This window comes from Actinomyces sp. HMT897 (assembly GCF_016626125.1).
Classification (GTDB): domain Bacteria; phylum Actinomycetota; class Actinomycetes; order Actinomycetales; family Actinomycetaceae; genus Actinomyces.
The window spans coordinates 1506373-1530399 of record NZ_CP067336.1 but is presented as its reverse complement, the minus strand read 5'-3'; the positions used below and the strand labels follow the sequence as shown (position 1 = coordinate 1530399).

Here is a 24027-nt window from a genome sequence, read left to right as displayed (position 1 = left end):
AGAAGGATCCCCCATGCTGAGTAGACGCACCTTCCTCGCCGTCAGCGCGAGCCTGCCCGCCCTGGCCCTGGCCGGGACCGCGGCGGCGCAGGAGCCCGCCGCACTGCCCGCAGCGGTCGGTGCCGACTCCCCGGACACGGTACCCGTCGAGGTGGGGCCGGTCGTGCGCCACGAGGACCTCATCGTGGTGCGGGTGGCCGCCCCCACCGCGCAGGCCTCCCTGCTGACCAGCGGCGGCGCCTTCAAGACCGACGGCTCCTCCCTCAAGGCCGACGGCGTCCGCCTGGTGTCGGTCAGCCGCGGGGCCGCCCTGGCCCCCCAGGACCGCACCGCGACCCGGGCGCAGGGCTCGGCCCCCCAGGACATGACGGAGGCCTTCGTCGTCTTCGCCGCCCTGGAGGGAAACGACCCCGTCCAGGTGCTGCTACCTGGCTGGGGCCTCATCCCCGACGTCCCCCTGCTCAGTGAGCAGGACGCCGGCCTGTCCGTCACCGTCAGCTGATCCCCGGAAAACCACCACCCATGGAACCAGACCGCATTCTTGCGGCTCTCCGTAAGCACATTATCCTCGTCACCGCCCACGCGCTCATGGGAGCCCTGCTGGGGTTCGGCCTGGGCTCCTTCCTGCCCAGGCAGTACACCTCCACCACCAGTGTCCTGGTCTACACCTCGCAGAACGACGGCTCCCAGGGCCTGACCGGCTCCGCGGCGCTGACCAGCACGATTATGCCGACCCTCATTGAGCTGGGTAACTCCCGCAGCGTCGTCGCGGAGGTGGCCCGCAGCACCGGGGCGGACCCGGGCCGGGTGGCAGGGGCCATCTCCCTGACCAACCCGGTCGGCACCCTCCTCATTGAGATACGGGCCACCGCCACCGCCGCCGACCTGGCCCACGACCTGGCGGCCGCGGAGGTCGACGCGCTCGGCAAGCGCGTGGGCAAGATGTCCCTCAAGGCGGGGGAGGACAACTCCCCCCTGGCCCTGACCTCGGTGGACGACCCCACCGTGCCCACCCGCTCGGGAGGCACCTCCCGCCTGACCACCGCCTTCCTGGGACTGGCCGCGGGGCTGCTCATTGGTGCCGGGTTCGCCGTCGGGCTGGACGCGCGCGCCACCCGGCGGGCCGTCGCCTCCCTGTCCGCCCCAGGGCGGTCATGACCTCAGCCGCTGTAGCGGTCGCCAGCTCGGAGCGGGTCACCAGCCGCGAGCAGAAGGTCGCGGTCTTCGTCCTCATGGTCGTGGTCGGGACACGCTCCCTGGTCGGCCTGCCCGGGGGCCTGCGCCTGGGAGACTGCCTGGCCATCGCGATCCTGCCCCTGACCTGGTCGGCGATCAGGCACTCGCGGGTCTTCACCCGCCTGACCCTCCTGTGCGTCACGGCCGCGGCCACCGGCATGGTCATGTCCGTGCTCGTCGACACCAGCTTCCGGGTCTTCCCCGCCCAGCGGCGCTCGGTGCTCCTGGGGGTCATCGCCCTGCCCTGCGTGGCCGCCGCGGTGGCCTGGGGGGCGCGCCGGATCGGCCTGAACGCCGTCGCCGTGGCCATTGGCACCAGCATGCTCCTGGACGTCCTGCCGCAGCTCGGCAACCCCGGTGCCTGGAAGGTGGGGGTGGTGCCCGCCGTCACGGCCCTGGTCCTGGCGCTGGTGGCCAACCGGGGGCGTGCCGTCCAGGCCGTGGCACCGGTGGTGCTGGGGCTGCTCTTCGTGCTCAACGACGCCCGGGCGGCCTCCGGGTTCCTGCTCATTGTGCTGCTGGTGGTCCTGTGGCACGGGGGCCCCGAGCGGGTCCAGGCCCCCAGCAGGCACCCCCACCGGCAGATGGCCCTGCGCCTGGTCGCGGTGGTCGTCACCCTGGCCCTGGCCGCCTACGGGGTCATCCTGGCCTCCTCCGCCGGGGTCCTGGGGGAGGAGGCCCAGAAGCGGACCGTGGCCCAGTCCTCGGAGACCACCGGCGTCCTGCTGGCCGCCCGCCCCGAGCTGGGCGCCTCCTGGAACCTGTTCCTGCACCGTCCCTGGGGCTACGGCGCCGGGGTGGGGCCCCGCTACAAGGACGTGCGGGTGGCCATGGAGGGCATGGCCTCCCTGGGGTACGACCCGGAGAACAACTACGTCCTGCACTACATGTTCGGGCACGGCTTCGAGCTGCACTCGGGCATCGCGGACATGTGGACCGCCTGCTCCCTGCCCGGGGCGCTGCTGGTTGTCGTGCTCGTCATCATGTCCCTGGGGGTCCTCCTGCGTGACCTGGGCTCGGCCCGGGTCCACCCCTGGCTGGTCTACGCCGTGCTCATGGTGATTATGAACGCCGCCGTCGGCCCCTGGGTGGTCCTGGGCCCCTACCTGGCCCTGACCCTGGGGGCGGCCTTCGTGCCCGCCATACCGCCGCTGCGCCCGCGCTACCTGCTCACCTCAGCGCTGTCCATACTCGCGGTGTCCCGGGCGGTCGAGCGCCGCGTCGAGCATGCCCCGTCCCCGGGCCAGGAGGCGGGCGCCCCGGGCCCGACGACGCAGCCCGCCCCCGAGCCCGCCCGCCGCCGCCGCGCCGCCCACCAGGATCCGGGCCCCGCCGCCTAGGGCGGCCCGGACCCGGACCCGTGCCGGAGAGCCGCCCAGGGCCAGCTCCACGCGCACCGCGGTGGCCGCGTGGGAGCGCTGCCGACGCAGGATCCAGGCGTGGTCCAGGCGTGAGGCCGGGACGTGGTCGCGCACCCGCGCCTCGTCGCACCACAGGATGGTGCCCCCTGCCGCCGTGAGCTGGCGGGTGAAGAGGGTGTCCTCCCCGCCGGTGGTACCGAAGTCCGCGTCAAAGCGCAGCCCGTGCTCGCGCACGAAGCCCAGGTCCAGCAGCAGGCAGTTGGAGGCGGCCACCGGCCGGCGGGTGCCCGTGGGCCAGGTCCGGCGCACGAAGAACCCCCCCTGGCGCACCCACTTATCGGGCTCGACCTCGTAGTCCGGCACCACCAGGCCCGCCACCGCCTGGCAGCCCGTGCGCGCACGCAGCCCCACCAGGGCCGCCAGCCAGCCGGGCTCGGGCTCCTCGTCGTCGTCGATAAAGACCAGCAGGTCGTGGGCGCGGGCCTCGTCCAGCGCCCGGTTGCGCACCGCCGCCACCCCCGGGACCTGCTCCACCACGTAGCGCACCGGTCCACCGGTGGCCTGGGTGCGGGCGCTGGCGGCGGGGTCGTTGTCCACCACCAGGACCTCGACGTCGGCCACGCCCCGCAGGTCGGGGATCTGGCCGAGCACGCCGCGCAGGGCCCGCGCCAGGTCCGTCGGACGCCGGTAGGTGGGCACGGCCACCAGGACCCGTACGGGGCCGTGGGCGGAGGGGCCGGCGGCGGCGCGCGGGGACGGGGTGCCGCCAGGGGGGAGCGGGGCGTGACCGGGCCGGAAGGAGCCGGGAGGAGCCGGGCTGGCGGCCGGGCCGGGCCGGGTGCCAGGCCGGGTCGGGCCAGCGGCGGCGTGCGGGGCCGGGGTGTCGGGACCGGCGTGCGGGGCCGAGGAAGCGGGCCGGGCAGGGGACTGGGTGCGGGGTCCGGAGCCGGTGCCCGCGGGGCGCCGACGGGCCTTGCCGCTCATGAGATCCCTCACGCGAAAGGCGTGGGGGGATCGCCCGTACTCGTGCACGCGCCCGCCCAGGGCCCCCACCACCATGCCGACCCCGCCCCAGGCGGAGACCTCGTGGCGGGCCCAGGCCGCCACGTCCCCGCGGGCCCGCCCCACCAGGGCGCGAGGCCAGTCCCGCCCCACCCGGCCCACCCCCTTGAGGGCGTAGAGGGCGCGCAGCCGCGCACGCGAGCCCGAGGCCGTGTCCAGCCGCACGCTCACCCAGGACGAGCCCGAGCGCAGCGAGCGTCGCAGCACCCAGGGGCGCCGGGCCCGCCCCTCGGGCACGATCTTGGTCACCACGGCGTCGGCGGCGAAGCGGATGGTGCCGCCGGCCTGACTCAGCTGGCGGGTGAACAGGGAGTCCTCCCCGCCGCTGAGCCCGTACCGGGGGTCGAAACGCAGGCCCATCCGGCGTACCGCGCCCAGGTCCAGCAGCAGGTTGCCGGTGTCCGCGCTGGTCACGACGCCGCCGTCGGGCGCCTGCCAGGAGTCGAAGGCGCCGCTGTGCCTCACCCACGCGCTGGCCGGGCGGGTGAAGCGCGGTGGCGTCGGGCCGGTCACCGCCTCGCAGCCCAGGCGCTCGTGGGCGTCCAGCAGGGCCTCCAGCCAGCCGGGCCCGGGCTCCTCGTCGTCGTCGATAAAGACCAGCAGGTCACAGTCCTCGGACTCCTCCAGGGCGCGGTTGCGTCCGGCCACGATCCCGGGGACGGGCTCGTGGACGTAGCGCAGCACGACGCCCTGCTCCCGGGCCCGTTCCTGCGCGGCCCGCACCACCGGGGCCGCCTGGCCCGAGGGGTCGTTGTCCACCACCAGGACCCGCGTGGGGACCGGTGAGCGGCCCGCCTGGTCCAGGAGCGCCGGCAGCACCGCCGCTAGTAGGGTGTTGCGCTGGTAGGTGAGCATCGCGATGGTGGCATGCTGGGTCTCCACGGTCCCTCCCTCCCGGGCCCGGCCCCACGGCACCACACGGTGTCAAGTGCCACGGCGGGAGGGCCCACGTCTATAGCAACCAAGGATAGAAGGAGCGCCCGCACATGGACGAGATGGAGGTTCGCGCCCGGCAGCGCGCTGCACTGAGGCGCTCTGCCATTATCGTGGTGGCCTACAACTCCTCCGATCTCCTGTCACGCAACCTGGGTGCCGTCTCCACCCAGGCCCCTGAGTCGCTGGTGGTCGTGGTGGACAACTCTACCGACGAGCTGGAGCAGAGGCGTATGCGCAACCTGACCCGCTCCCGCGGCTGGGACCTGGTGGCGCCGCTCAGCAACGTCGGCTTCGGCGGCGGGATGAACCGGGGCATGGAGTACGCCCGCGCCAAGGGGGCCACGATCCTGGTGCTGCTCAACCCCGACGCCACCATCTCGCGCCAGGATCTGGGCAACCTGCTCATTGTGGTGGCGGAGTCCCCCATGACCATGGTCTCCCCGCTCATGACCAACACCTACGGCACGGTGGTCGCCGACGGCACGACCCTGTGCCTGGGCGACGGCACCATGCGCTCGCGCCGCTCCAAGCGGCCGATCCCCCCGGGCGGGACCTCCTACTGGATCTCGGGCGCCTGCCTGGTCCTGAGCACCGAGCTGCTGGACCTGGTGGGCGGCTTTGACGAGCGCTACTTCCTGTACTGGGAGGACGTGGACCTGTGCACCCGCGTCCTGGAGGTCGGCGGGGAGCTGAGGGTGGTGCGCGACTCCCTGGCCACCCACGACGAGGGCGCCACCCACGCCACCCCCGACCAGGGTATGCGGGCCAAGTCGGACACCTACTACTACTACAACGTGCGCAACCGCCTGCTCTACGCCGCCCTGAACCTGGACCGCCAGACCCAGAACCGGTGGCTGCGCACCGCACTGGGTGCCGGCTGGGAGATCGTCATGCGCGGGGGCGCCCGCCAGCTCCTCATTACCCCCCGCCCCCTGCTGACGGCCCTCAAGGCCACCTGGGACGGCTACCGCCTGCTGCGCAAGGGGCGCGCCGGGACCCTTCCGGATCCCGACGCGCCCCTGCCGCGCAAGGGGGCTCAGGTGGTCAAGAGCCCTTCCTGACCACGATCGAGTCCACCAGGACCTTGGCCTTCTCGGCGGCCCCCGCCGAGGCCGACAGGTAGGTGCTCAGGCCGACCGTCCCGGGCTTGTTCAGGCTGGCCTCGCCGTCCGTGGTGTCCACGCCCCAGGCCTCGGGCTCGGTGGCGCCGGTCCACAGCTTGGCCCGCACCGTGGTGGTCTCGGCCCCGTCCAGGACCAGGCGCAGGTGGAGGGTGTCACCGGGGGTGTAGGCGCCCTCCAGGGACGCCGTCCCCAGGACCGTCTCCTTGCCCTTGATCACCTTGGAGACCGTCAGCTGGGTGCCGTCCTTGGAGAACCGGACGGAGGCCTGGTAGCGCCCGGCGGCGGTCTGGCGTCCCGCGTAGGTGACGTAGGCGCCGTTACCGCCGGGGACGGCGTCCAGGGACAGGTCCACGGTGGCGTCGGTCGAGGTGGAGTCCACCACAGGGCTGTGGATGGAGGTGGAGGCCTTGGGGGCGGGCATATTGATGACGCCGTGGGAGGAGTCCGTCGAGAAGCTGGTGGCGGACCAGTCCACCGTCCAGTCCCCGCCGTACTCGGTGCTGCCCCAGCCGCGCTCGGTGGTGCGGGAGAAGGTGTCCTTGAGCAGCACGCCCGGCTCGGGCGGCTCGGGGTTGGGCTTACCGGGCTTGTCCGGCTTGGGCGCCTCGGCGCCGGTGCCCAGGGCGTAGTGGGCGGCCACGGCGTCGGCGCTCAGGGCGGAGCCGTACACGGCCACCTCGTCCACGGTGCCGGTGAAGTAGTCGTTGGAGGGCTTGCCCGCCAGGCCCGAGGCGCTGTCCCCGGCCAGGCGCCAGTAGCCGCTGAAGGACTGCGCGGTGGTCATGGTGGCGTCCTGGGCCGCGACCTTGCCGTCCACGTAGAGCACGCTGCCCGCCGTGGGGCTCAGCGTGGCCACCACGTGGTGCCAGCGCCCGTCGTTGTAGGACTTGTCCGTGGTCAGGGTGGTGACCTTGCCGGGGTAGGTCATAAAGCTCAGGGTGCCGTTGTTACGCATGTAGATGACGCGGTCCCTGTTCTTGGAGGCGCCGGAGGCGGAGGAGCCGTAGCCCAGGAGGGGTCCCCCGGAGGTGGTCTCCGTCTTGAACCACAGCTCGGTGGAGAAGGTGGTGGGCGCCGGTGCCGCCTTGGAGGTGCTGGCGTGGCCGTCGGAGAACCACGTCGAGCGGAAGGACACGGCCTTGCCCGAGGGCAGCAGGGAGGCGGCGCCGCGCTGGACGCCCTTGGAGGACAGGTTCATGGGGCTGCTGCCCACCAGGTCCTCGGAGGCGGCCTTGGAGTCGTCCAGGGGCCAGTAGTTCACCGCCCCGTCCCGTACCACCTGGGCGCCGTACTCCGACAGGGCCTGGCCGTTGGTGGCGGTCACCTTGACCCAGTCCGAGCGGGTACTGGCCCCCCACTGGTCCTTGACCACCACCACGTAGCGGTGGGTGGAGCCGGGGTCGACCGTGTCGATCGCGGAGAGCTGGGTGCGGGCCCAGGGCAGGGAGGAGACGGTCTGGGAGGACACCGGGGTGCCGTCCAGGGAGTCGCGGTAGACCTCGTAGGTCAGGTACTCGTCGTCGCGGTCCCAGTTGGTGGAGAAGGACAGGGTCACCACGCCGGCGCGCGGGGAGGAGGCCGAGACCTTGTAGGCCCCGCCCTTGTCCATGGGGCCCTCCTGGTTGGGGGCGATGTCACGTCGGGCGAAGCGGGCCAGGCCCTGCTGGGGCTTGCGGTTGACGGCCACGAACTCCCCGCCGTAGACCACGTAGTCCTGGTTGCCCTCCACCGTCCAGGTGGCCTGTGCGGCGGAGGTGTAGGTGCCCACGGTGAACTCGGGGTAGAAGTTGAGCACCGTGGGGGCCGGGTGCCCGCCGAAGTCCACGTAGGTCTTGGCCGTGTTGGTCTTGACCTTGCCGGTGGCGGCGTTGGTGATGGCGGTGCCGTGGCGCAGGCCGGTCTTGTCCGGGAAGCCCCCGATGTTGGAGCAGTCGTGGGCGTGGCTGGAGATGTAGACGACGTCGGCGGTGGGGAACATGTCGTAGGAGTCGCCGTGGCAGTCGGCCAGGTAGTCCGCGTCGCCGGAGGTCCAGCTGGCCCGGAACACGCCCTCGTAGGTCCCCTGGTTCTCCTTGTACCAGTAGGCGCCCCCGTACAGGCCCTTGGAGTCGGCCACCAGCGACATAATGCCCGCCTGGCGCCCGGCGTTGCGGACGTACTTGTTGACGTTGTTCTTGCGCAGGGAGCCGTTGGGCTCCAGGATGGCCAGGCCGAAGCCGGGGTTGGTCGAGCCGTTGACCGAGGTGAAGTTGCCGCCGATGGCCACCGCCCCCGAGGCCTGGTCCACCGCCAGGGCCCGTACGAAGTGGTCGGGGATACGGGCCGAGAAGGAGGTCACCTTGTGGGTGGCCAGGTTGACGGCGGCCACGCGCTGGCGCCGGGTGCCGTTGACCTCGGTGAAGGAGCCCGCCAGGTAGAGGGTGGAGCCGTCAGGGGACAGGTCCAGGTCCATGACCGCGGCGTTGGTGCCCGCCCGCAGGGGGGTGCGGGTGCCGTCGGAGGCCCGGATGGCGGCCAGACGGTAGGCGTTGGCGCCGTTGACCTTGGTGAAGGTGCCCCCGATGTACAGCACGGAGCCGTCCTTGGACGCCTTGATGGCGCTGACGGTGCCGTTGGCCTTAGGGGCCCAGTCCAGGAGCTTGCCGGTGGTGATGTCGTAGGCCAGGGCGCCCGCGCGGGGCACCTCGCTGGTGCCGGGGGCGGCACCGGCGGGACGGGCCTTGGAGAAGTCCCCGACGGCGTAGACCGTGTTGCCCACGACCTCCTGGTCCCACACGACGCCGTTGATCTGCGGGGTCGGCAGGGAGTCGGCGGAGACGGTCTGGTCGGCTGCCTGGCCGGCCACCTCCGTCTCCGCCCGCGCCGGCGGGGGAGACACGGCCAGGACCCCCGTCAGCGTGAGAAGGGACACCAGCCCTGCGCACAGGGCGGTCAAGGAAAGTCGGCGGCGGGGATGAGGGCTCACGGTCGCTCCGGTGCTCATGGGTGGATGAGGGACAGGTGGGAGTGGCGGAGAGGGCGGTGCTCTTCGCACAATGCGTTCAAGTGTACTCCCTATATAACAGGTGGTCAGCGCCAGATGACGAGGGAGTACGGCGGCTGCGCACCCAGCGGGGCAGAGCCGCCTGTAAGCAGGGCCTGAGCGGATCCTTAGGCAGGGCCCGGGCAGGACCTGGGTGCCTGCCGGGCGAGTGCCGAGCGCCTGTCAGGCGAGTTCCAGATGGGCGCCAGGTAAGTACCAGGTGCCTGTCAGGTAAGTCTGTGCGCATTCTATTACGGCGCCCAGGTGTGCCTCCGCGCTCGCGGGCCCGGTGATCGGTGGCAGGCCGCTCCCGGGAGGCGCCGGGGACCGGCTCAGCCCGGGAGGCGCCGGGGGTCGGCTCAGGACGAGCCGGTGAAGACCGCGGCCGCGCTCTCGTTGCCCAGGCCCACATTGACCCGCAGGTCGGAGCGGCCCTCGGAGGGCACCAGGAAGGCGAACTCAATGACCACGGCCTGGCCGGGGGCCACGGAGGCGGGGACCTCGTCGGAGGACCCGGTGACCTGGGGGGCCGGGGTGCGGTCGGCGCCCCAGGAGACGGAGACCACCAGGCCCTCCAGGGAGAGGTCCTCGGCCGAGCTGTTGGCCACCGTGACGGGGATGATCAGCCCCTCCCCGCCCCTCTCCCCGGGCAGGGGCACGAGGTCGCTGACGCGGGGGGCGCCCACGGACAGGACCGCCTGGGTCGTCTGCACCGCCTGGCCCATGGACACCGCCTCCAGCTCCGCGGGGGCCTGGGGCTCGACGGGGCCGTCCTGGTCCTCCTCGTCCTCGCCCTCCGGGGTGGGGGATGCGCTGGTAGGCTCGGGTGCGGCGGGGGTGACCACCTCGGTGGGGACCGTCGTGGGGTCGGCAGTGCCGACAGGCAGTGTCGGCTCGTCAGACGACGAGGAGGTGGGGGAGTCGGAGGAGCCGCAGGCGCTCAGGACGAGCGCCAGGGCACTGAGCACACCGAGGCCAGCCAGGCAGGGACGGGAGAGGGTCATGAGCGAACTGTACGTCACGGGATCGTCCGAGGCGACGGCCGTGCTGGTACGAGACCCCGGAAAGGGCCCGAGACCACCGCTACGACACCCCGGAAAGGGCCTGAGGTCACCGCGCCGTGATCTAGACGTTATCCTGGGGGCCCGCTGACGTCCAATGGCGGTTACTCATATGGTTGATATCAAGCATCTCAAGTCCCTCCGCATCGCAATGATCGGTACGCGCGGCGTGCCAGCCCACTACGGTGGTTTCGAGACCGCCATCGAGGAGGTCGGCAGGCGCCTGGTCGACATGGGCCACCGTGTCCTGGTCTACTGCCGCAACCCCGACCCGGCCACCCCGCTGCCCGCCAACTACCTGGGTATGCGCCTGATCGAGCTCCCGGCGCTGCGGCGTCGGAGCCTGGAGACCCTGTCCCACACGGGACTGAGCGTGCAGCACCTGGTGCGGCGCACCCACCCGGACGTGGCCCTGGTCTTCAACGCGGCCAACGCCCCCTACCTGCCCGTACTGCGGGCGGCGCGCATCCCGGTGGCCACCCACGTGGACGGCCTGGAGTGGAGGCGCGGCAAGTGGGGCCCGGCCGGGCGGCGCTACTACCGGCTCGCGGAGTCCCTGGCGGTGCGCGGCTCGGACGCCCTCATCGCCGACGCCGAGGGGATCGCCGAGTACTACGACCGGGTCTTCGGGGCCCCCACCGAGCTCATCGCCTACGGCGCGCCCCTGGTGGCGCCCGGCTCGGGGCGCCTGGGCGAGCTGGACCTGCGTCCCGACGGGTACTACCTGCTCGTGGCCCGCTTCGAGGTGGAGAACCACGTGGACGTGGTGGTGGAGGGCTACGCCCGCTCCAACGCGCGCCTGCCCCTGGTGGTGGTCGGCTCGGCCCCCTACGCCACCGCCTACACCCAGAGGATCCACGCCCTGGCCGACGGGCGGGTGCGCTTCCTGGGGGGCCTGTGGGACCAGGAGCTGCTCGACCAGCTCTACGCCGGGACCCGCACCTACTACCACGGCCACTCGGTGGGGGGCACCAACCCCTCCCTCCTGCGCGCCATCGGGGCCGGTGCGCCCGTGGACGCCTACGACGTCACCTTCAACCGGGAGGTCGTGGGCAAGGCGGGGCGCTACTGGACCACCAGCGACGCCGTGCGCGACCTGGTCGAGTCCGCCGAGGCCTACCCCGCGGCCTGCCGGGCCCGGGGCCTGCTGTCGCGCGAGCGCGCCCGGCTCTACGACTGGGACGACGTGGCCAGGCGCTACGAGGCGCTGTGCCTGCGCCTGGCCGCCCAGGGCCCTCTCCAGCACCGCCCCAGCGGGCGGCGGGCGGAAGGGAGCGAGGAGTGAGGCCCGGCGGCCGCCGGCCCGGACGGCGCGGGCGCCCCGGGCCCGGTCAGGCTGGGCCCGGACAGGACATGCCCGGTCAGGACGTGACCGGACAGGCAGGGTGCGGCCAGGGCGCCACGGCCGACCAGGGTCGGGCCCCCCACCGGGACCCGGTCACCCGCGGGAGGGGCCGCACGGTCCTGGTGGCCCACCCCTACCCGGACCTCTACGGCTCGGACCGCCAGCTGGTGGAGACCATTGTGGCCCTGCGCACCACCGGCCTGGACGTCAGGGTGGCCCTGCCCCAGGACGGGCTCCTGCGCCCTCTGCTGGAGGAGACGGGGGCGCGGGTGGCGGTCCTGCCCTTCACGGTGCTGCGCAAGGTCCTGCTCTCCCCCTCCGGCCTGACCCGCCTGGCCGGCGGGGCGGCCGGTGAGCTGCGTCGGCTCCACGCCGTGGTGGGTGCCAGCGGCGCCGACCTGGTCCTGGTCAACACGGTGACCATGCCGTGGTGGCCGCTGGCGGGCCGGGCCGGCCGGGTGCCGGTCCTGGTCCACGTCCACGAGGCGGAGGACACCCAGGCCCTGGTCCTGCGGGCGGGCCTGAACGCCCCGCTCCTGGCGGCCACGCGGGTGGTGACCAACTCCTACGCCTCGCGTCGGGCGCTCCTGGCCGCCCAGCCGCTCCTGGCCGGGCGGACCCAGGTGGTCCACAACGGCGTCCCCGCCCCCGACGCCCCCCTGGCGCCGCTGCGGCGCCGGGCGCCGGGCGACCCGCTGCGCCTGGCGCTGGTGGGGCGGCTCTCCCCGCGCAAGGGCACCGACGTGGCCCTGGAGGCCCTGGCCCGGCTGCGGGGGCTCGGCTACCAGGCGACGCTGGCGGTGGCGGGCTCGGTCTTCCCCGGCTACGAGTGGTACGAGGCCGAGCTGCGCCAGCGCGCCGCGCGCCCCGACCTGGCCGGCGCGGTCACCTTCCTGGGATACGTCCACCCTACCTGGCCGGTGCTGGAGGAGGCCGACGTCGTCATGGTCCCCTCGCGCGTCGAGCCCTTCGGGAACACGGCCGTGGAGGCCATGCACGCCGCGCGCCCCCTGGTGGCCTCCCGGGTCCAGGGCCTGGAGGAGGTGGTCACCGACCGGGCCACCGGGCTGCTGGTGGCCCCCGAGGACCCGGTGGCGCTGGCCGGGGCCCTGGCCGAGCTGGCCGACCGTCCCGCCTGGGCCGCCGACCTGGCCGCCAACGCGGCCGAGCGGGCGGCCGAGCGCTTCAGCGTGGCCGGCTACCGCGCCACCATGGTCGACGTCGTCACCGGGCTCCTGGGCCCCTAGCCCCTCAGGTCCCGGCGCGGGTCCGGGGCGCCCCTGCGCCGGGCCCCTGAGCCCGTATCCTCAGGGCGTGGGCTGGCCCAGTCCCTGTGGGGCGTGGGACCGTGCCCCCACGCCCCGGCCCCGGGTGCTAGCGCCGGGCGGGGCGCAGGGGGTCGTCGGCCAGGCCCAGGGAGAGGTCCAGATCGCCCTCAAGGGGCTGGTCGGGCCGCTCGAAGGGGACGCGGGCGTCGCACAGGAAGACCGCCATCTCCACGAAGCTGGAGTAGGAGGCGCCAATGAGGTGCTGGGCGCTGGCCAGCAGGTAGAGGTCGGTCAGGGCCGAGCGCACCCCCTGGACGGTGTTGTAGCCGCCCTTGTCCTCCAGGGCCACGCAGCCGTCGAACTCCTCCGTGAGACGGGCCTGGGCCGCCTGGGTGTCGCAGGACAGGAAGAAGGGGACCCCGGGGTGCTCGGCGCGGATCTGGCGCATCCGGGTCGCGAACCACTCCACCGGGGAGGACTCGATGGTCTTGGCGTGGGAGACGGCGTGGGTGCGCACCTGCACCCCCACGTAGGGGCGCCCCCGCAGGTGGGTGTCGTAGACCCGGCGCACGCGCTGGGCGACCTCGTCCACGGGGACCAGGTCGCGCAGCATAGCGTCCCAGGGCCGGGGCCGCTCGTCCTCGCCCCAGGCGGGGTCGCTCCAGGTGAGGTACAGGCCGTGGGAGTGGATCTGCCACAGGTGGGTCCGGCGCAGGGAGTCGGTGACCCGCACCCCGTCCGGGCGCCGGTAGCGGGCCACGGGTACCAGCAGCCGGGAGGTCAGGCGCTCCACCCGGCGGCCGGCCTCGAAGTGCCACAGCTGGTCCATGCGCGGGCCGAAGTACCGGTCGGTGCTCCACACGTAGTACAGGTCCCGGTCCTCCACCTCGGCCAGGGCCTGGGCGGACAGCAGGGCCCGTACCCGGTTGCCCAGGCCGTCGCGGCGGCCGGTGTGGATCAGGAGGGCCTTGCGGCCGGTCAGCAGTGCCATGGTGCTCCTAGGAGTCTGGGGGGTCGCCCAGGGCGGGTCCCTGCGGGGCGGGGGTCAGCGGGCGTCGCGGCGCAGGTCGCGGTACCACTTGGGCAGGGCCAGGACCACGTAGCCCGCGTAGCCCACGAGCATGAGCCCGTAGACCCACAGGAAGACGGTGGGCGCGAAGCGGGTCATGAGCACCAGGCACATGAGCCCGTAGTCAGTGGGGACCGACAGGACCGACTTGAGGATCCCGGGGCGGGACTCGTCCCTGGCCAGGGGGGTGCCGCCCTGGTAGCGCAGCTGGTAGGTGAGGATGTAGCTGAAGAAGTGGATGTTCTGCACCGCCCCGAAGGCCAGGGGGACCAGGAGGGCGGCCGGGGGCAGGTCGGTGAAGCGGAACAGGGAGATAGCGATAGCGCCGTGGATGGTGGAGAGCTTAATGACGTCGGCCACGTGGTCCAGCCACTCCCCGGCCTTCGAGCCGCCGCCGCGCAGCCGGGCCAGCTGGCCGTCGGCGGCGTCCAGGGCGTAGCCGAGCATGAGGAGGAGCGCGGTGGCCACGGCGCCCACCGGCGTGGGCCGCACCAGGGCGATCAGGGCGATACCGGTGTAGGTGCACAGGGCCGACAGCACGGTGACCTGGTCCGGGCTGGCCCCCAGGCGGTGGGCGACGGCGGCCAGCACGCGGCCGACGGGGCGGTTGACGACCCGGGAGTACAGGGGCGCTCCCGCCCTGGACTTCTGGGCCCGGGACAGTGCCCGGATGTTCTCGGAAACGGTCGTCGTCACAGACTCTCCTCGAGATGGCTTGGGGACGGGTGGTCGAGGGCCCGGCGTCGGGCCACGTCACGGCGCACCCACCAGGTGTAGGGGACGAGCTGGCAGGCCAGCACCGAGACCGCCGAGCCCAGGATGGGCCCGGCGGCGCCCAGGGGCGCGGTGAGCCACCACGACAGGGCGAAGTTCACCGGCACCAGCACCAGGACCGGCACCACCTGGAACCTCAGGCCCCGCGGGTCGGTCATGTACATGCCCAGGGGCTGCTTGGCGGCCTCAATGACCACGTAGACCAGGTAGGCGGCGATAAGGGTCACGGGCAGGTGGATGCGGCCGTCGGAGATGACCGACGCCGCCCAGGGGGTGAGCGCGGCCAGTCCCAGGCCGGAGACCAGCCCCCCGGCGCCGAAGAAGAGGGCCGGGCCCAGGGGGCTCTCCACCCTGCCGCGGGCCCGCGCCCGGGCGAACAGCGGCCACATGGCCACCCCGGCCACCATGACGGTCTGGGTGAGCAGGTTGAACAGGGTGGAGGCCAGGTTGTACTGCGCCAGCGCGTCCGAGGCCCCCAGGTGGGACAGGAGCAGGCGGTCGGTCTGGAAGGCGATGGGGATGACCAGGGACTGGACCAGCTGGGGGCCGGCGGTGCCCCGGATGCGCACCCCGCGCGCGCTGCGCAGGCGGGGGACGTCACGCACCGCCTGGCGCAGCAGCGGGCGGGTGGTGTACCAGGCCATGACCACGCAGACGACCGAGACCAGGGTGTTGGCCAGGTAGGACAGCACCGACACCGCGTTGCCGGCCTGGAGGCGGGCCGCGATGACCGCCAGCAGCAGGCAGCTCATGGCCGGGGAGACAATGCCCTGGCTAATGACCTGGGTGGCTGAGCGCCCCAGGCCGATGACAATGCGCTGGCCGATGGACAGGGGCAGGGCCAGGCCGTAGATGACCAGGCAGAGCGTGGCCGTGGTCCCGCCCCCGTCCATGAGCTTGGCCCCCAGCAGGGCCGGCCACAGCCCCAGCAGGCCGATGACCACGCCGACGGTGCAGATGACCAGTGCCGAGGCCAGCAGGACCCGGATGGCCGTGGTGACGGTGCGGCGCACCGTGGAGTCGTGGGCGGGGTCGGCCGAGCCGGCCACGGCGTTGAGGATGACGGCGCCGATCCCCAGGTCGGTGAAGGGCATGAGGGTGGGGAAGGTGGCCAGCAGCCCGTACTGCGCGTAGGCGTCGGTGCCGAAGTGGCTAATAATGAGACGGGTGTTGACCAGGCCGAACGCCCCCGTGACCCCCATGACCAGGACCTTGGCCAGGGCGGTGCGGCCCACTGAGCCCCACGCCCCGGTGGTCGTACTGGCTCGTGGCATCCGGCTGCTCCTCGTAGGTCCCCTGCCTGCCGCCTGGGTGGGGCGGGTGGGCGCCACCGTAGCATCCGGGACGGTCCGTCGTCCGGTGGCGCCCCGGCGTCGGGGCGGCAAGCGTGCAGGTGGGGGGCGCGTCCGGGGCGCGGCGCCGCGGAAAGGGGCGGCTGCGGCAGGGAGCGCCGACGCGCCCCGGGTGCCCCGGCGAACCGGGCAGGATATTATTCTACCGTTCCGTCACCCGCCCTCCCGGACGGGTGCCAACCGTCCCCGTGACGTCCTGACGCACCCGACCCGACACGCCGTGACACCGGTGCACCCCGCCGCCTACCTGCGACCTCACAGTAGACGCACAGTGAGCCCACTCACGTGCAGGCCATATATCGGTTTCGGGCGCTATGCTCATAGGGCCTCATGATGTCGATGCCGCTCAGGCGCGCCTCCATGGGCGCGCAGTGCCCCCTGGAGTTGCCTTGTCCCTTAAGCCGCTCGTCCTCCCTCCCGCTCAGCCCAGCCAGCTTCCCTCCGGCGAGCCCAGCGGTGACACCCTCGTGCGCCGTGCGCCCTCCTCCAGGCCCCACCCGCACCTCAACGTCCCCGCGCCCTGGCCGCAGGTGCGCGCCGACCTGCGCCTGTGGATCGTCCTGGGCGACCTGGCCGCCGTCCTGGTCCCCGTGTGGGCGCTCCTGCTCCTGGGCCGGGCGGACACGGCGCTGGCCGTCGGCGTGGCGGGCGGGGGCCAGGTCGTCCTGGTGTGGTCCATGGGCGGGCTGGGGCCGGGGGCGGTGGACCACGGGCGCGTGCCCTCCGGGCGCCTGGCCCTGTGCGCCCTCCTGACCTGCCCGGTGTCCCTCCTGGCGGCGCAGACGCTCGGGGCCCCCCGCCGGGCCTGCCTGCTCCTGCTGGCGCTCCAGGCCCTCCTGGTGCTCGCCGGGCGCGTCCTGGAGGGGTCCTGGCTCTACCGGCGTCGTCTGGAGGGGCACGCCCTGCGCCGCACCCTGGTGGTCATGGGCCCGGGGGCGGAGCCCATGATGTACCAGCTGCGCCGCTTCCCCGGGGACGGCCTGCTGGTGGTGGGCTACCTGTCCTCCGGGGTGGGCGACTCCTACGACCGCCCCGCCGACCCGGTGCGCAGCGCCCAGCACGTGGCCTCCCTGGTGGCCGACGAGCGCATTGACGTCGTCATGACGGTGGGCAGCGTCACCCCCGGTGACCTGCTCAACATTATGCGCGGCCTGGAGGGCACCCCGGTACGCCTCCTGGTGGCCCCGGGCCTGCAGGACGTCGAGCCCGAGCGCATGGAGAGCGTGCCCGTCACCCACGGCTGGACCGGGGTGGTCGCGGTGCGCACCCGGCGCACCCGCGCCCTGGGCAAGGCCGTGTTCGACCGGGTCGCCGGCACGCTCCTGACCGTCCTGGCCGCCCCGGTCATCGGCCTGGCCGCCCTGGCCGTGCGCCTGGACTCCCCGGGCCCGGCCTTCTACCGCCAGGTGCGTGTCGGACGCGGGGGCGAGCCCTTCACCCTGTGGAAGCTGCGCTCCATGTACGTGGACGCCGACGCGCGCCGGGCCGCCCTGGTCAGCGTGGGGGGCGACGCCGGCAACGAGGTCCTCTTCAAGGACCGCGCCGACCCCCGCATCACCCGCGTGGGGCACTGGATCCGGCGTCTGTCCATTGACGAGCTGCCCCAGCTGATCAACGTGGTCACCGGTGAGATGAGCCTGGTGGGGCCCCGTCCGGCCCTGCCCGAGGAGGTCGCCGCCTACGAGACCGAGGCCCGCCGGCGCCTCCTGGTCAAGCCCGGCCTGACCGGCCTGTGGCAGGTCTCGGGGCGCTCGGACCTGTCCTGGGAGTCCACCGTGGCCCTGGACCGCCACTACGTGGAGAACCAGGGCGGGGGCATGGACGTGAGGATCCTGGCGCGCACCGTCCAGGCCGTCCTGGGCGGCCGGGGGGCCTACTGATGCAGGTAGGCTACGTCCCCGGCGGCTTCGACATGCTCCACGTGGGCCACCTCAATATCCTGACCACCGCCTCCCGGCACTGCGACCACCTGGTGGTGGGGGTGGCCACCGACGAGTCCCTGGTGCGCATGAAGGGGGCCCCTCCCGTCGTCCCCCTGGTCGAGCGCATGGCGCTGGTGGCGGCCCTGCGGGTGGTTGACGAGGTGGTCCCCGACCACGACCAGGACAAGCGCCTGGCCTGGCGGGCCCACCCCTTCGACCTGCTCTTCAAGGGCACCGACTGGAAGGACACCCCCAAGGGCGAGCGCCTGGAGGCCCAGATGGCCGAGGTGGGGGCCCGGGTGGTCTACCTCCCCTATACTCCCACCACGTCCTCAACCATGCTGCGCCGGGCCCTGTCCCAGCAGATCTCGTCGCGCACCAGCCCTCGTCCCGGAGGTCCTACCCAGCTATGAGCACAACAGTCGCGCGCGCCACACGTCGTCGGCGTCTGTCCGCCGCGACCGCTGCTCTCACGGCCCTGGTCCTGGCCGGTGCGGCCTGGCTCCACGACGGCGTCCCCCAGGCCGACCTGGATCTCAACGACGGCGGGGTGTGGGTGACCAGCACCTCCTCCCACCTGGTGGCCCGCCTCAACTACCCCTCCCGCCAGGTGGACGGCTCCATCCGCACCGCCTCGGCGTCCTTCGACGTCACCCAGGACGGCACCGACGTGCTCGTGCCCGACCAGGGGCAGGGCAGCGTGTCCCTGGTGGACCCCTCCCTGGTCGAGCTCTCCGGCTCCACCAGCGTCTCCCAGGACGTCACCGTGCTCCAGGGGGCCAACCGGGTCCTGGGCGTGGACCGCACCGAGGGCACCGTGCGGGGCACCACCGTCAGCGCCCTGTCCTCCCTGACCTCCGCCCGGCCGCTGGTGGAGGGCCAGCCGGGCCTGGTGGCGGCCGCGGGTACGGACGGCTCCCTGCACGCGGTCTCGGTCTCCGCGGGCACCCTGACCACCGTCCCCGTCTCGGGCACCGGCTGGGGCGAGCCGCGGACCACCTCCATGACCCTGCCCCAGGGCGGGGAGGTGGCCGTCACCGCCGTGGGCACCGACGCCGTCGTCCTGGAGCGCACCACCGGGGTCCTCCACCTGCCCGGGGGAGGCACCACCGACCTGGGGGAGGGCGGGCTGGTCCTCCAGCAGCCCGGGCCGGCCGCCGGCTCGGTCCTGGTGGCCTCCCGCACCGCCCTGTACACCGTGCCCCTGGACGGCTCGGCCCCCACCCGGCAGGCCAGTACCAACGGGGGCAAGGACGCCGAGGCCCCCGGCGTGCCCGCCGCACCGGTACGCCTCAAGGACTGCGTCTACGCCGCCTGGTCCGGCTCGGGGCAGTTCCTGCGCGGCTGCGGCACCACCCCCGAGATCCGGCACGACGACACCCTGGCGGCCTCCACCAGCCCCGTGTTCCGGGTCAACCGCGACGCCATCGTGCTCAACGACATTGCGGCGGGCCGGGTGTGGCTGCCCGACGAGGACCTCGTCCTCCTGGACGACTGGACCGAGACCACCGCCCAGAACGACCGGGACGCCGACCAGCAGGACGACTCCGCCGACGCCTCGGAGAACCAGTCCCAGCCCGAGCGCACCGAGGAGAACCACCCCCCGGTCGCCGTGGACGACCACTTCGGGGCGCGCCCGGGACGCTCCACGGTCCTGCCGGTCCTGGCCAACGACTCCGACCCCGACGGCGACGTGCTCACCGCCGTGCCCGGTGACGCGGGCAGCTCGGCCACCGTCACCCAGGCCCAGGGCGGCCTGGCCCTGCGCCTGGACGTGCCCGCAGACGCCACCGGCAGCGTGACCGTGCCCTACACCGCCGACGACGGGCGCGGCCTGAGCGACTCCGCCGTCGCCGAGGTGGAGATCCACGAGTGGGCCCGCAACGAGGCGCCCACGGAGACCTCCGTGCCCTCCCTGACGATCGTGGAGGGCGCCTCGGGCTCCCTGGGCGTCCTGGGCTACTGGCGCGACCCCGACGGCGACAGCGTCTACCTGTCCTCGGCCCAGGGCCAGGGGATGGACGTCATGACCTCCAACGAGGGCACCGTGGTGGTGCGCGACACCGGCGCCGGCGTGGGGGAGCACGAGCTGAGCGTGACGGTCTCCGACGGGCGGGAGTCGGCCACCGGCACCGTCAAGGTCAAGGTGGTCGGCGCCGAGTCGGCCCTGCCCCAGGCCAACGCCGACCACGTGCGGGTGGTGGCCGGGACCACCGCCGTGGTGGCGCCCCTGGACAACGACGTCTCGCCCACGGGCGACCCCCTGCGCCTGGCCGCCGTCAGCGACCCGCCGGTGGGGGTCACGGTCACCGTGGACCAGCAGGCCGGGGTCTTCTCCCTGACCGCCGACAGCCCCCAGACCCTCTACCTGACCTACGACGTGGCCGCCGGCTCGGGCACCGCCAAGGGCATTGTGCGTATTGACGTGGTAGCCCCCTCCGCCCCCTCCGTCCCGCCCCAGGTGGAGCAGGACACGGTGCTGCTGCGCGACGGCGGGAGCACCACCGTCGCCCCCCTGAGCAACGACTTCGACCCCGCTGGCGGCATCCTGGTGCTCCAGTCCGTCCAGGCCCCCCAGGACGTCGGCGTGAGCGTGACCTTGGTGGACCACTCCCTGCTCCAGGTCTCCGCCGCGGGCCCCGTCCCCGAGGGCACGGAGATCCGCTACGTGGTGTCCAACGGCACCGCCTCGGCCACCGGCACCGTCTCGGTGGTCCCGGTGGCCACCACCGAGCTCCAGGTCCCGGTGGTGGGCAACGACACCGCCGTGGTGCGCGCCGGGGACGTGGTGACGGTCTCGGTGCTGGCCAACGACTCCTCCCCCTCCGGGCTGAGCCTGTCAGTGGCCCCCGACCTGGAGTTCCTCGACCAGCCCCTGGGGACGGCCTGGGTCAGCGAGAACACCGTGCGCTTCAAGGCTGGCCAGGTCCCCGGGCGCACCACCCTGACCTACTCGGCCCTGGACACCAGCCAGCAGACCGCCTCGGGCACCCTGACCGTGGACGTGTGGGCGCGCGACGACGCCAACAACTCCGCCCCCGTGCCCCGGGGCCTGGAGGCGCGCACCGTGGGGGGATCCCCGGTCAACGTCACCGTGCCCCTGGAGGGCATTGACGCCGACGGGGACTCCGTGAGCCTGGTGGGCCTGGGCCAGGCCCCCACTATGGGCACCGTCACCGTCAGCTCCACCTGGCTGACCTACACGCCCTCCAGCGGCGCCAGCGGCACCGACACCTTCACCTACGTGGTGGAGGACCGCCTGGGGGCCCAGGCCACGGGCACGGTGCGGGTGGGCGTGGCCAGCTCCTCGGCCGTCAACACCCCGCCGGTGGCCGTGGACGACCTGGTGGTGGCCCAGCCGGGGCGGACCGTGGCCGTGGACGTCCTGGCCAACGACCTGGACGCCGACGGCGACCGCCTGTCCCTCCAGGGCGCCCCCGTGGCGGAGGACCCCGCCCTGGAGGTCTCCTCCAGGGCCAACCAGGTCCTGGTGACCCTGCCCTCCTCCGAGGGCGTCTACTCCCTGCGCTACACGGTCTCCGACTCCCGCGGGGGCACCGCCGTGGGCACCGTCACCCTCCAGGTCAGCTCCGACGCCCCCCGGGCCCACCCGGTGGGGGTGGACGACTACGTCACCGTGGACCAGGTGGACGCCTCCGGCCAGGTCACCGTCCCCGTCCTGGACAACGACCGGGACAAGGACGGGTCCCCCTGGAGCCTGACGCTGAGCACCGAGGAGCCCGACGTGCAGGTGGTGGACAAGAGCCTGCGCCTGTCGGTGTCCCAGGAGCCGCGTACGGTCCTGTACACCGTCACCGACGCCGACGGGCTGACCGGCCACGCCGTCGTGGTGGTCCCTGCGCTGCGCGAGCTGCGCCCGCGCGTGGACGCCAGCACCGTCCCGGTGAGCGTCCCGGCGGACACCAGCACCGACATCCCCCTGTCCGCCCACATCCAGACCCGTGCCGGCACCAGCCCGGTCATTACCGACGAGAGCACCATCCACGGGGGCACCGGCGTGGAGTCGGCCACCCTGCAGGGGCCGGGCACCCTGCGCCTGACGCCCCAGAAGGGCTTCGCCGGGCAGACCTCGGTGACCTTCGAGGTGCGCGACGGCACCGGGTCGGACGCCCTGGCGGCCACCGTGACCCTGCCCGTCCTGGTGACCTCCACCACCAACACGCCCCCGACCTTCACCCCCACCGAGGTCACGGTGGCCCCCGGTGAGCCGCCGGTGGGCGTCAGCCTGGGCGCCATGGCCCGCGACACGGACGGCGACGCCCTGACCTTCTCCCTGGGGACCGTGCCCGCGGGCCTGAGCGCCACCCTGTCCGACTCCACCCTGAGCGTCTCGGCCACCCTCGACGCCCAGCCGGGCACCAGCCTCTCCGTGCCGGTCACGCTCAGCGACGGCGTCAACGACCCCGTGGCGGCCAGTGTCCCGGTCAAGGTGGCCGCCTCCACCCGCCCCATGATGACCACGGTCCCGGCGACCCGCACCTCCGACGGGTCCCCGGTGAGCGTGGACGTGGCCACCCTGGTCACCAACCCCTTCCCCGACAAGCCCATCACCCTGCCCAGCACCCCGGTGGTCACCGCGGGCCGGGCCGCGGTGACCACCTCCGGGACCGTCATCACCATCTCCCCCGAGGCTGGCTTCTACGGCCGGGTGCTCGTGCAGTACCGGGTCATGGACGCCTCGGGCCTGGAGTCGCGCTCGGTGACCGGCTCCGTGACGGTCACGGTGGTCTCCGCCCCCGGGGCCCCCACCGGTGTGCGCGCCACCCCCCGGGGGGCCACCGGCATGACCGTGACCTGGACCCCGGGACCGGACCACGGCGCGCCCATCACCGGCTACACCGTCACGGAGGCCGGTGGTGCCGGGCAGTGGTCGTGCACCGCCCCGCCCTGCGTGGCCACCGGCCTGCCGGTGGGCGGCACCTACTCCTTCTACGTGGTGGCCCACAACTCCGCCGGGGACTCCCCGGCGTCGGCCACCTCCACCCCGGTGGTCCTGTCGGTCACCCCCCAGGTGCCCACCGGCGTCCAGCTGACCGGCGGCGAGGGCGCCCTGAGCGCCCGGTGGAACGCGGTGCCCGACATTGAGGGCGTGACCATCACCTACGAGGTGCGCCTCCAGCCCAGGGGCGGGGGCAGCACGGTGACCAAGACCGTCTCGGGCACCTCCGTGGAGGTCCAGGCCCCCGAGGTGAGCGTGGGCACCACCTACACCATGTCGGTGCGGGCCGTGCCCAGCGCCGGCACCCCCTCGGCCTACTCCGCGCCCTCCGCCCCGGCCGCCCCCTACGGGGCCCCGGGCAAGCCCTCCGCGCCCACCGTGACCCCCTCCTCCGAGGGGGTGACCGTCAGCTGGGGGGCCGCCCCCGCCAACGGCGCGCCCGTGACCTACACCGTCAACGTCACCGGGGCCACCACCACCTCACCCAGCGCGGGCGGGGCCACCAGGCTCAGCATCCCCCTGGACCCGGGCTCCTACACCTTCACCGTGACCGCCACCAACCGCGCCGGGTCGGCCACCTCCGACCCCACCAGCTACGTCCTGCAGACCGCCCCGCTGGCCCCCAGCGCCCCGGTCGCGCAGGCCACCGGGGTCAACGGCCAGGTCAGCGTGGCCACCCCGGCCTACCCCCGGGCGGGCAACGGCTGGAGCCAGGGCGAGTTGAGTATCCAGTACTCCCTGGACGGCTCCACCTGGCAGTCCGGCACCACCTTCGACGGCCTGACCGACGGCGCCCCGGTGATCCTGCGGGCCCGGGCCTCGGGCACCACCAGCGACGGCAGCACCCTGTACTCCGAGCCGGTCCAGGCCGCCTCGGTCACCCCCTACGGGCCACCGTCCAGCCCCACCGCCTCCTGCACGGTCAGCGGCAGCCAGTGGTCGTGCACCTGGACCCCGGGGGCCACCGGGGGCAGGGCCAACACCTACCAGTGGTCCCACTCGGGCTCCGCCACCGACGGCACCCCCCTGACCGTGGGCGAGACCAAGACCTTCCCCTACAGCTCCGGCTCCGCCTTCACCTGGTGCGTGCGCGCTACCAGCGACGCCGGGACCTCCGACTGGGGCTGCTTCATTCGGGGCTCGGTGGCCCCGAACCCGCCCAGCCCGGGGGAGAAGCGCACCTTTGCCATCTCACCGGACTCCCCCGACGCTAAGTGCAGCGCCCAGGACCTCAAGGAGAGCGGGTTCTCCCAGGACAGCTGCTGGAAGATCGTCGTGGACATCCGCGGCATGAGGCCCAGCAGCGTCGTGGAGTGCTCCTACCCCTACCGGGAGAGGGGGCAGAACGGCTTCTTCACCTACCACGGGGCCGTCAGCCTGGATCCCAACGGGGAGGCCCACCAGGTCTTCCCCCACCGTGCCAACACACGCGACGCCGAGGTGACCTGCACCCAGAAGTAGGCCCCCGGGCAGTGACCATATTGAGACCTGGCACGCTCGGTCTCACACTGTGGCACCGTGCCGTGTATAGGATC

The 24027-nt window shown here is 73.3% G+C and carries 14 protein-coding genes; 8 read left to right on the top strand and 6 right to left on the bottom strand.

Features of this window, described 5'->3' with window-relative positions; genetic code table 11:
• Nucleotides 1-13 precede the first annotated feature (13 nt).
• Both JJJ15_RS06125 and JJJ15_RS06120 read left to right on the top strand, forming a co-directional pair.
• Nucleotides 14-502, top strand: a complete 489-nt coding sequence (locus tag JJJ15_RS06125) for a hypothetical protein (protein WP_106109910.1) — start codon at nt 14-16, stop codon at nt 500-502.
• A 20-nt stretch (nt 503-522) separates the two neighbouring features.
• Nucleotides 523-1158 (top strand): Wzz/FepE/Etk N-terminal domain-containing protein, encoded by a 636-nt coding sequence (locus tag JJJ15_RS06120; protein ID WP_200511792.1) that lies wholly within the window; start codon nt 523-525, stop codon nt 1156-1158.
• Between the two features lie 1253 nt (nt 1159-2411).
• Here JJJ15_RS06120 and JJJ15_RS13590 read toward each other — a convergent pair.
• Nucleotides 2412-4541, bottom strand: coding sequence for a glycosyltransferase (locus tag JJJ15_RS13590; RefSeq protein ID WP_348641498.1), 2130 nt, complete (start codon nt 4539-4541; stop codon nt 2412-2414).
• A gap of 104 nt (nt 4542-4645) precedes the next feature.
• Here JJJ15_RS13590 and JJJ15_RS06105 point away from each other — a divergent pair, with 104 nt between their 5' ends.
• Nucleotides 4646-5656 (top strand): glycosyltransferase family 2 protein, encoded by a 1011-nt coding sequence (locus JJJ15_RS06105; protein ID WP_106109907.1) that lies wholly within the window; start codon nt 4646-4648, stop codon nt 5654-5656.
• Here the strand turns inward: JJJ15_RS06105 and JJJ15_RS06100 are convergent.
• Together JJJ15_RS06100 and JJJ15_RS06095 are read right to left on the bottom strand one after the other, a co-directional pair.
• Entirely contained in the window at nt 5640-8564 is a 2925-nt protein-coding gene (locus JJJ15_RS06100) for a LamG domain-containing protein (RefSeq protein ID WP_348641497.1), read from the bottom strand. The genes JJJ15_RS06105 and JJJ15_RS06100 overlap by 17 nt on opposite strands.
• Nucleotides 8565-9100: 536 nt before the next feature.
• The gene (locus JJJ15_RS06095; RefSeq protein WP_200511790.1) at nt 9101-9745 is read right to left on the bottom strand and encodes a hypothetical protein; all 645 of its coding nucleotides are present in this window, start codon (nt 9743-9745) and stop codon (nt 9101-9103) included.
• Between the two features lie 169 nt (nt 9746-9914).
• Between JJJ15_RS06095 and JJJ15_RS06090 the strand changes: the two genes are divergently transcribed.
• A complete protein-coding gene (locus JJJ15_RS06090; protein WP_246742190.1) occupies nt 9915-11087 on the top strand; it encodes a glycosyltransferase in 1173 nt (390 codons plus the stop codon).
• Nucleotides 11088-11266: 179 nt separating this feature from the next.
• Complete coding sequence (locus tag JJJ15_RS06085) at nt 11267-12394, top strand: glycosyltransferase family 4 protein (protein WP_246742244.1); 1128 nt, start codon at nt 11267-11269, stop codon at nt 12392-12394.
• 127 nt (nt 12395-12521) lie between these two features.
• Here the strand turns inward: JJJ15_RS06085 and JJJ15_RS06080 are convergent, their stop codons facing one another.
• From JJJ15_RS06080 to JJJ15_RS06070, 3 genes are read right to left on the bottom strand one after another with little or no spacing between them, the layout of a single operon-like run.
• Complete coding sequence (locus tag JJJ15_RS06080; protein ID WP_200511788.1) at nt 12522-13406, bottom strand: hypothetical protein; 885 nt, start codon at nt 13404-13406, stop codon at nt 12522-12524.
• A 54-nt stretch (nt 13407-13460) separates the two neighbouring features.
• The gene (locus JJJ15_RS06075; protein ID WP_106109902.1) at nt 13461-14180 is read right to left on the bottom strand and encodes a CDP-alcohol phosphatidyltransferase family protein; all 720 of its coding nucleotides are present in this window, start codon (nt 14178-14180) and stop codon (nt 13461-13463) included.
• On the bottom strand, nt 14177-15532 hold the full coding sequence (locus JJJ15_RS06070) for an oligosaccharide flippase family protein (protein ID WP_246742189.1): 1356 nt from the start codon (nt 15530-15532) through the stop codon (nt 14177-14179). Before JJJ15_RS06070 ends, JJJ15_RS06075 begins: the two co-directional genes overlap by 4 nt.
• A 467-nt stretch (nt 15533-15999) precedes the next feature.
• Between JJJ15_RS06070 and JJJ15_RS06065 the strand changes: the two genes are divergently transcribed.
• Genes JJJ15_RS06065 through JJJ15_RS06055 form a run of 3 tightly spaced genes read left to right on the top strand, consistent with a single transcriptional unit; the run spans nt 16000 to nt 23953 of the window.
• Nucleotides 16000-17490, top strand: coding sequence for a sugar transferase (locus JJJ15_RS06065; RefSeq protein WP_281433036.1), 1491 nt, complete (start codon nt 16000-16002; stop codon nt 17488-17490).
• Entirely contained in the window at nt 17490-17945 is a 456-nt protein-coding gene (locus JJJ15_RS06060; RefSeq protein ID WP_106109900.1) for an adenylyltransferase/cytidyltransferase family protein, read from the top strand. Before JJJ15_RS06065 ends, JJJ15_RS06060 begins: the two co-directional genes overlap by 1 nt.
• Nucleotides 17942-23953, top strand: coding sequence for an Ig-like domain-containing protein (locus JJJ15_RS06055; protein WP_200511786.1), 6012 nt, complete (start codon nt 17942-17944; stop codon nt 23951-23953). Before JJJ15_RS06060 ends, JJJ15_RS06055 begins: the two co-directional genes overlap by 4 nt.
• Nucleotides 23954-24027: the final 74 nt, after the last annotated feature.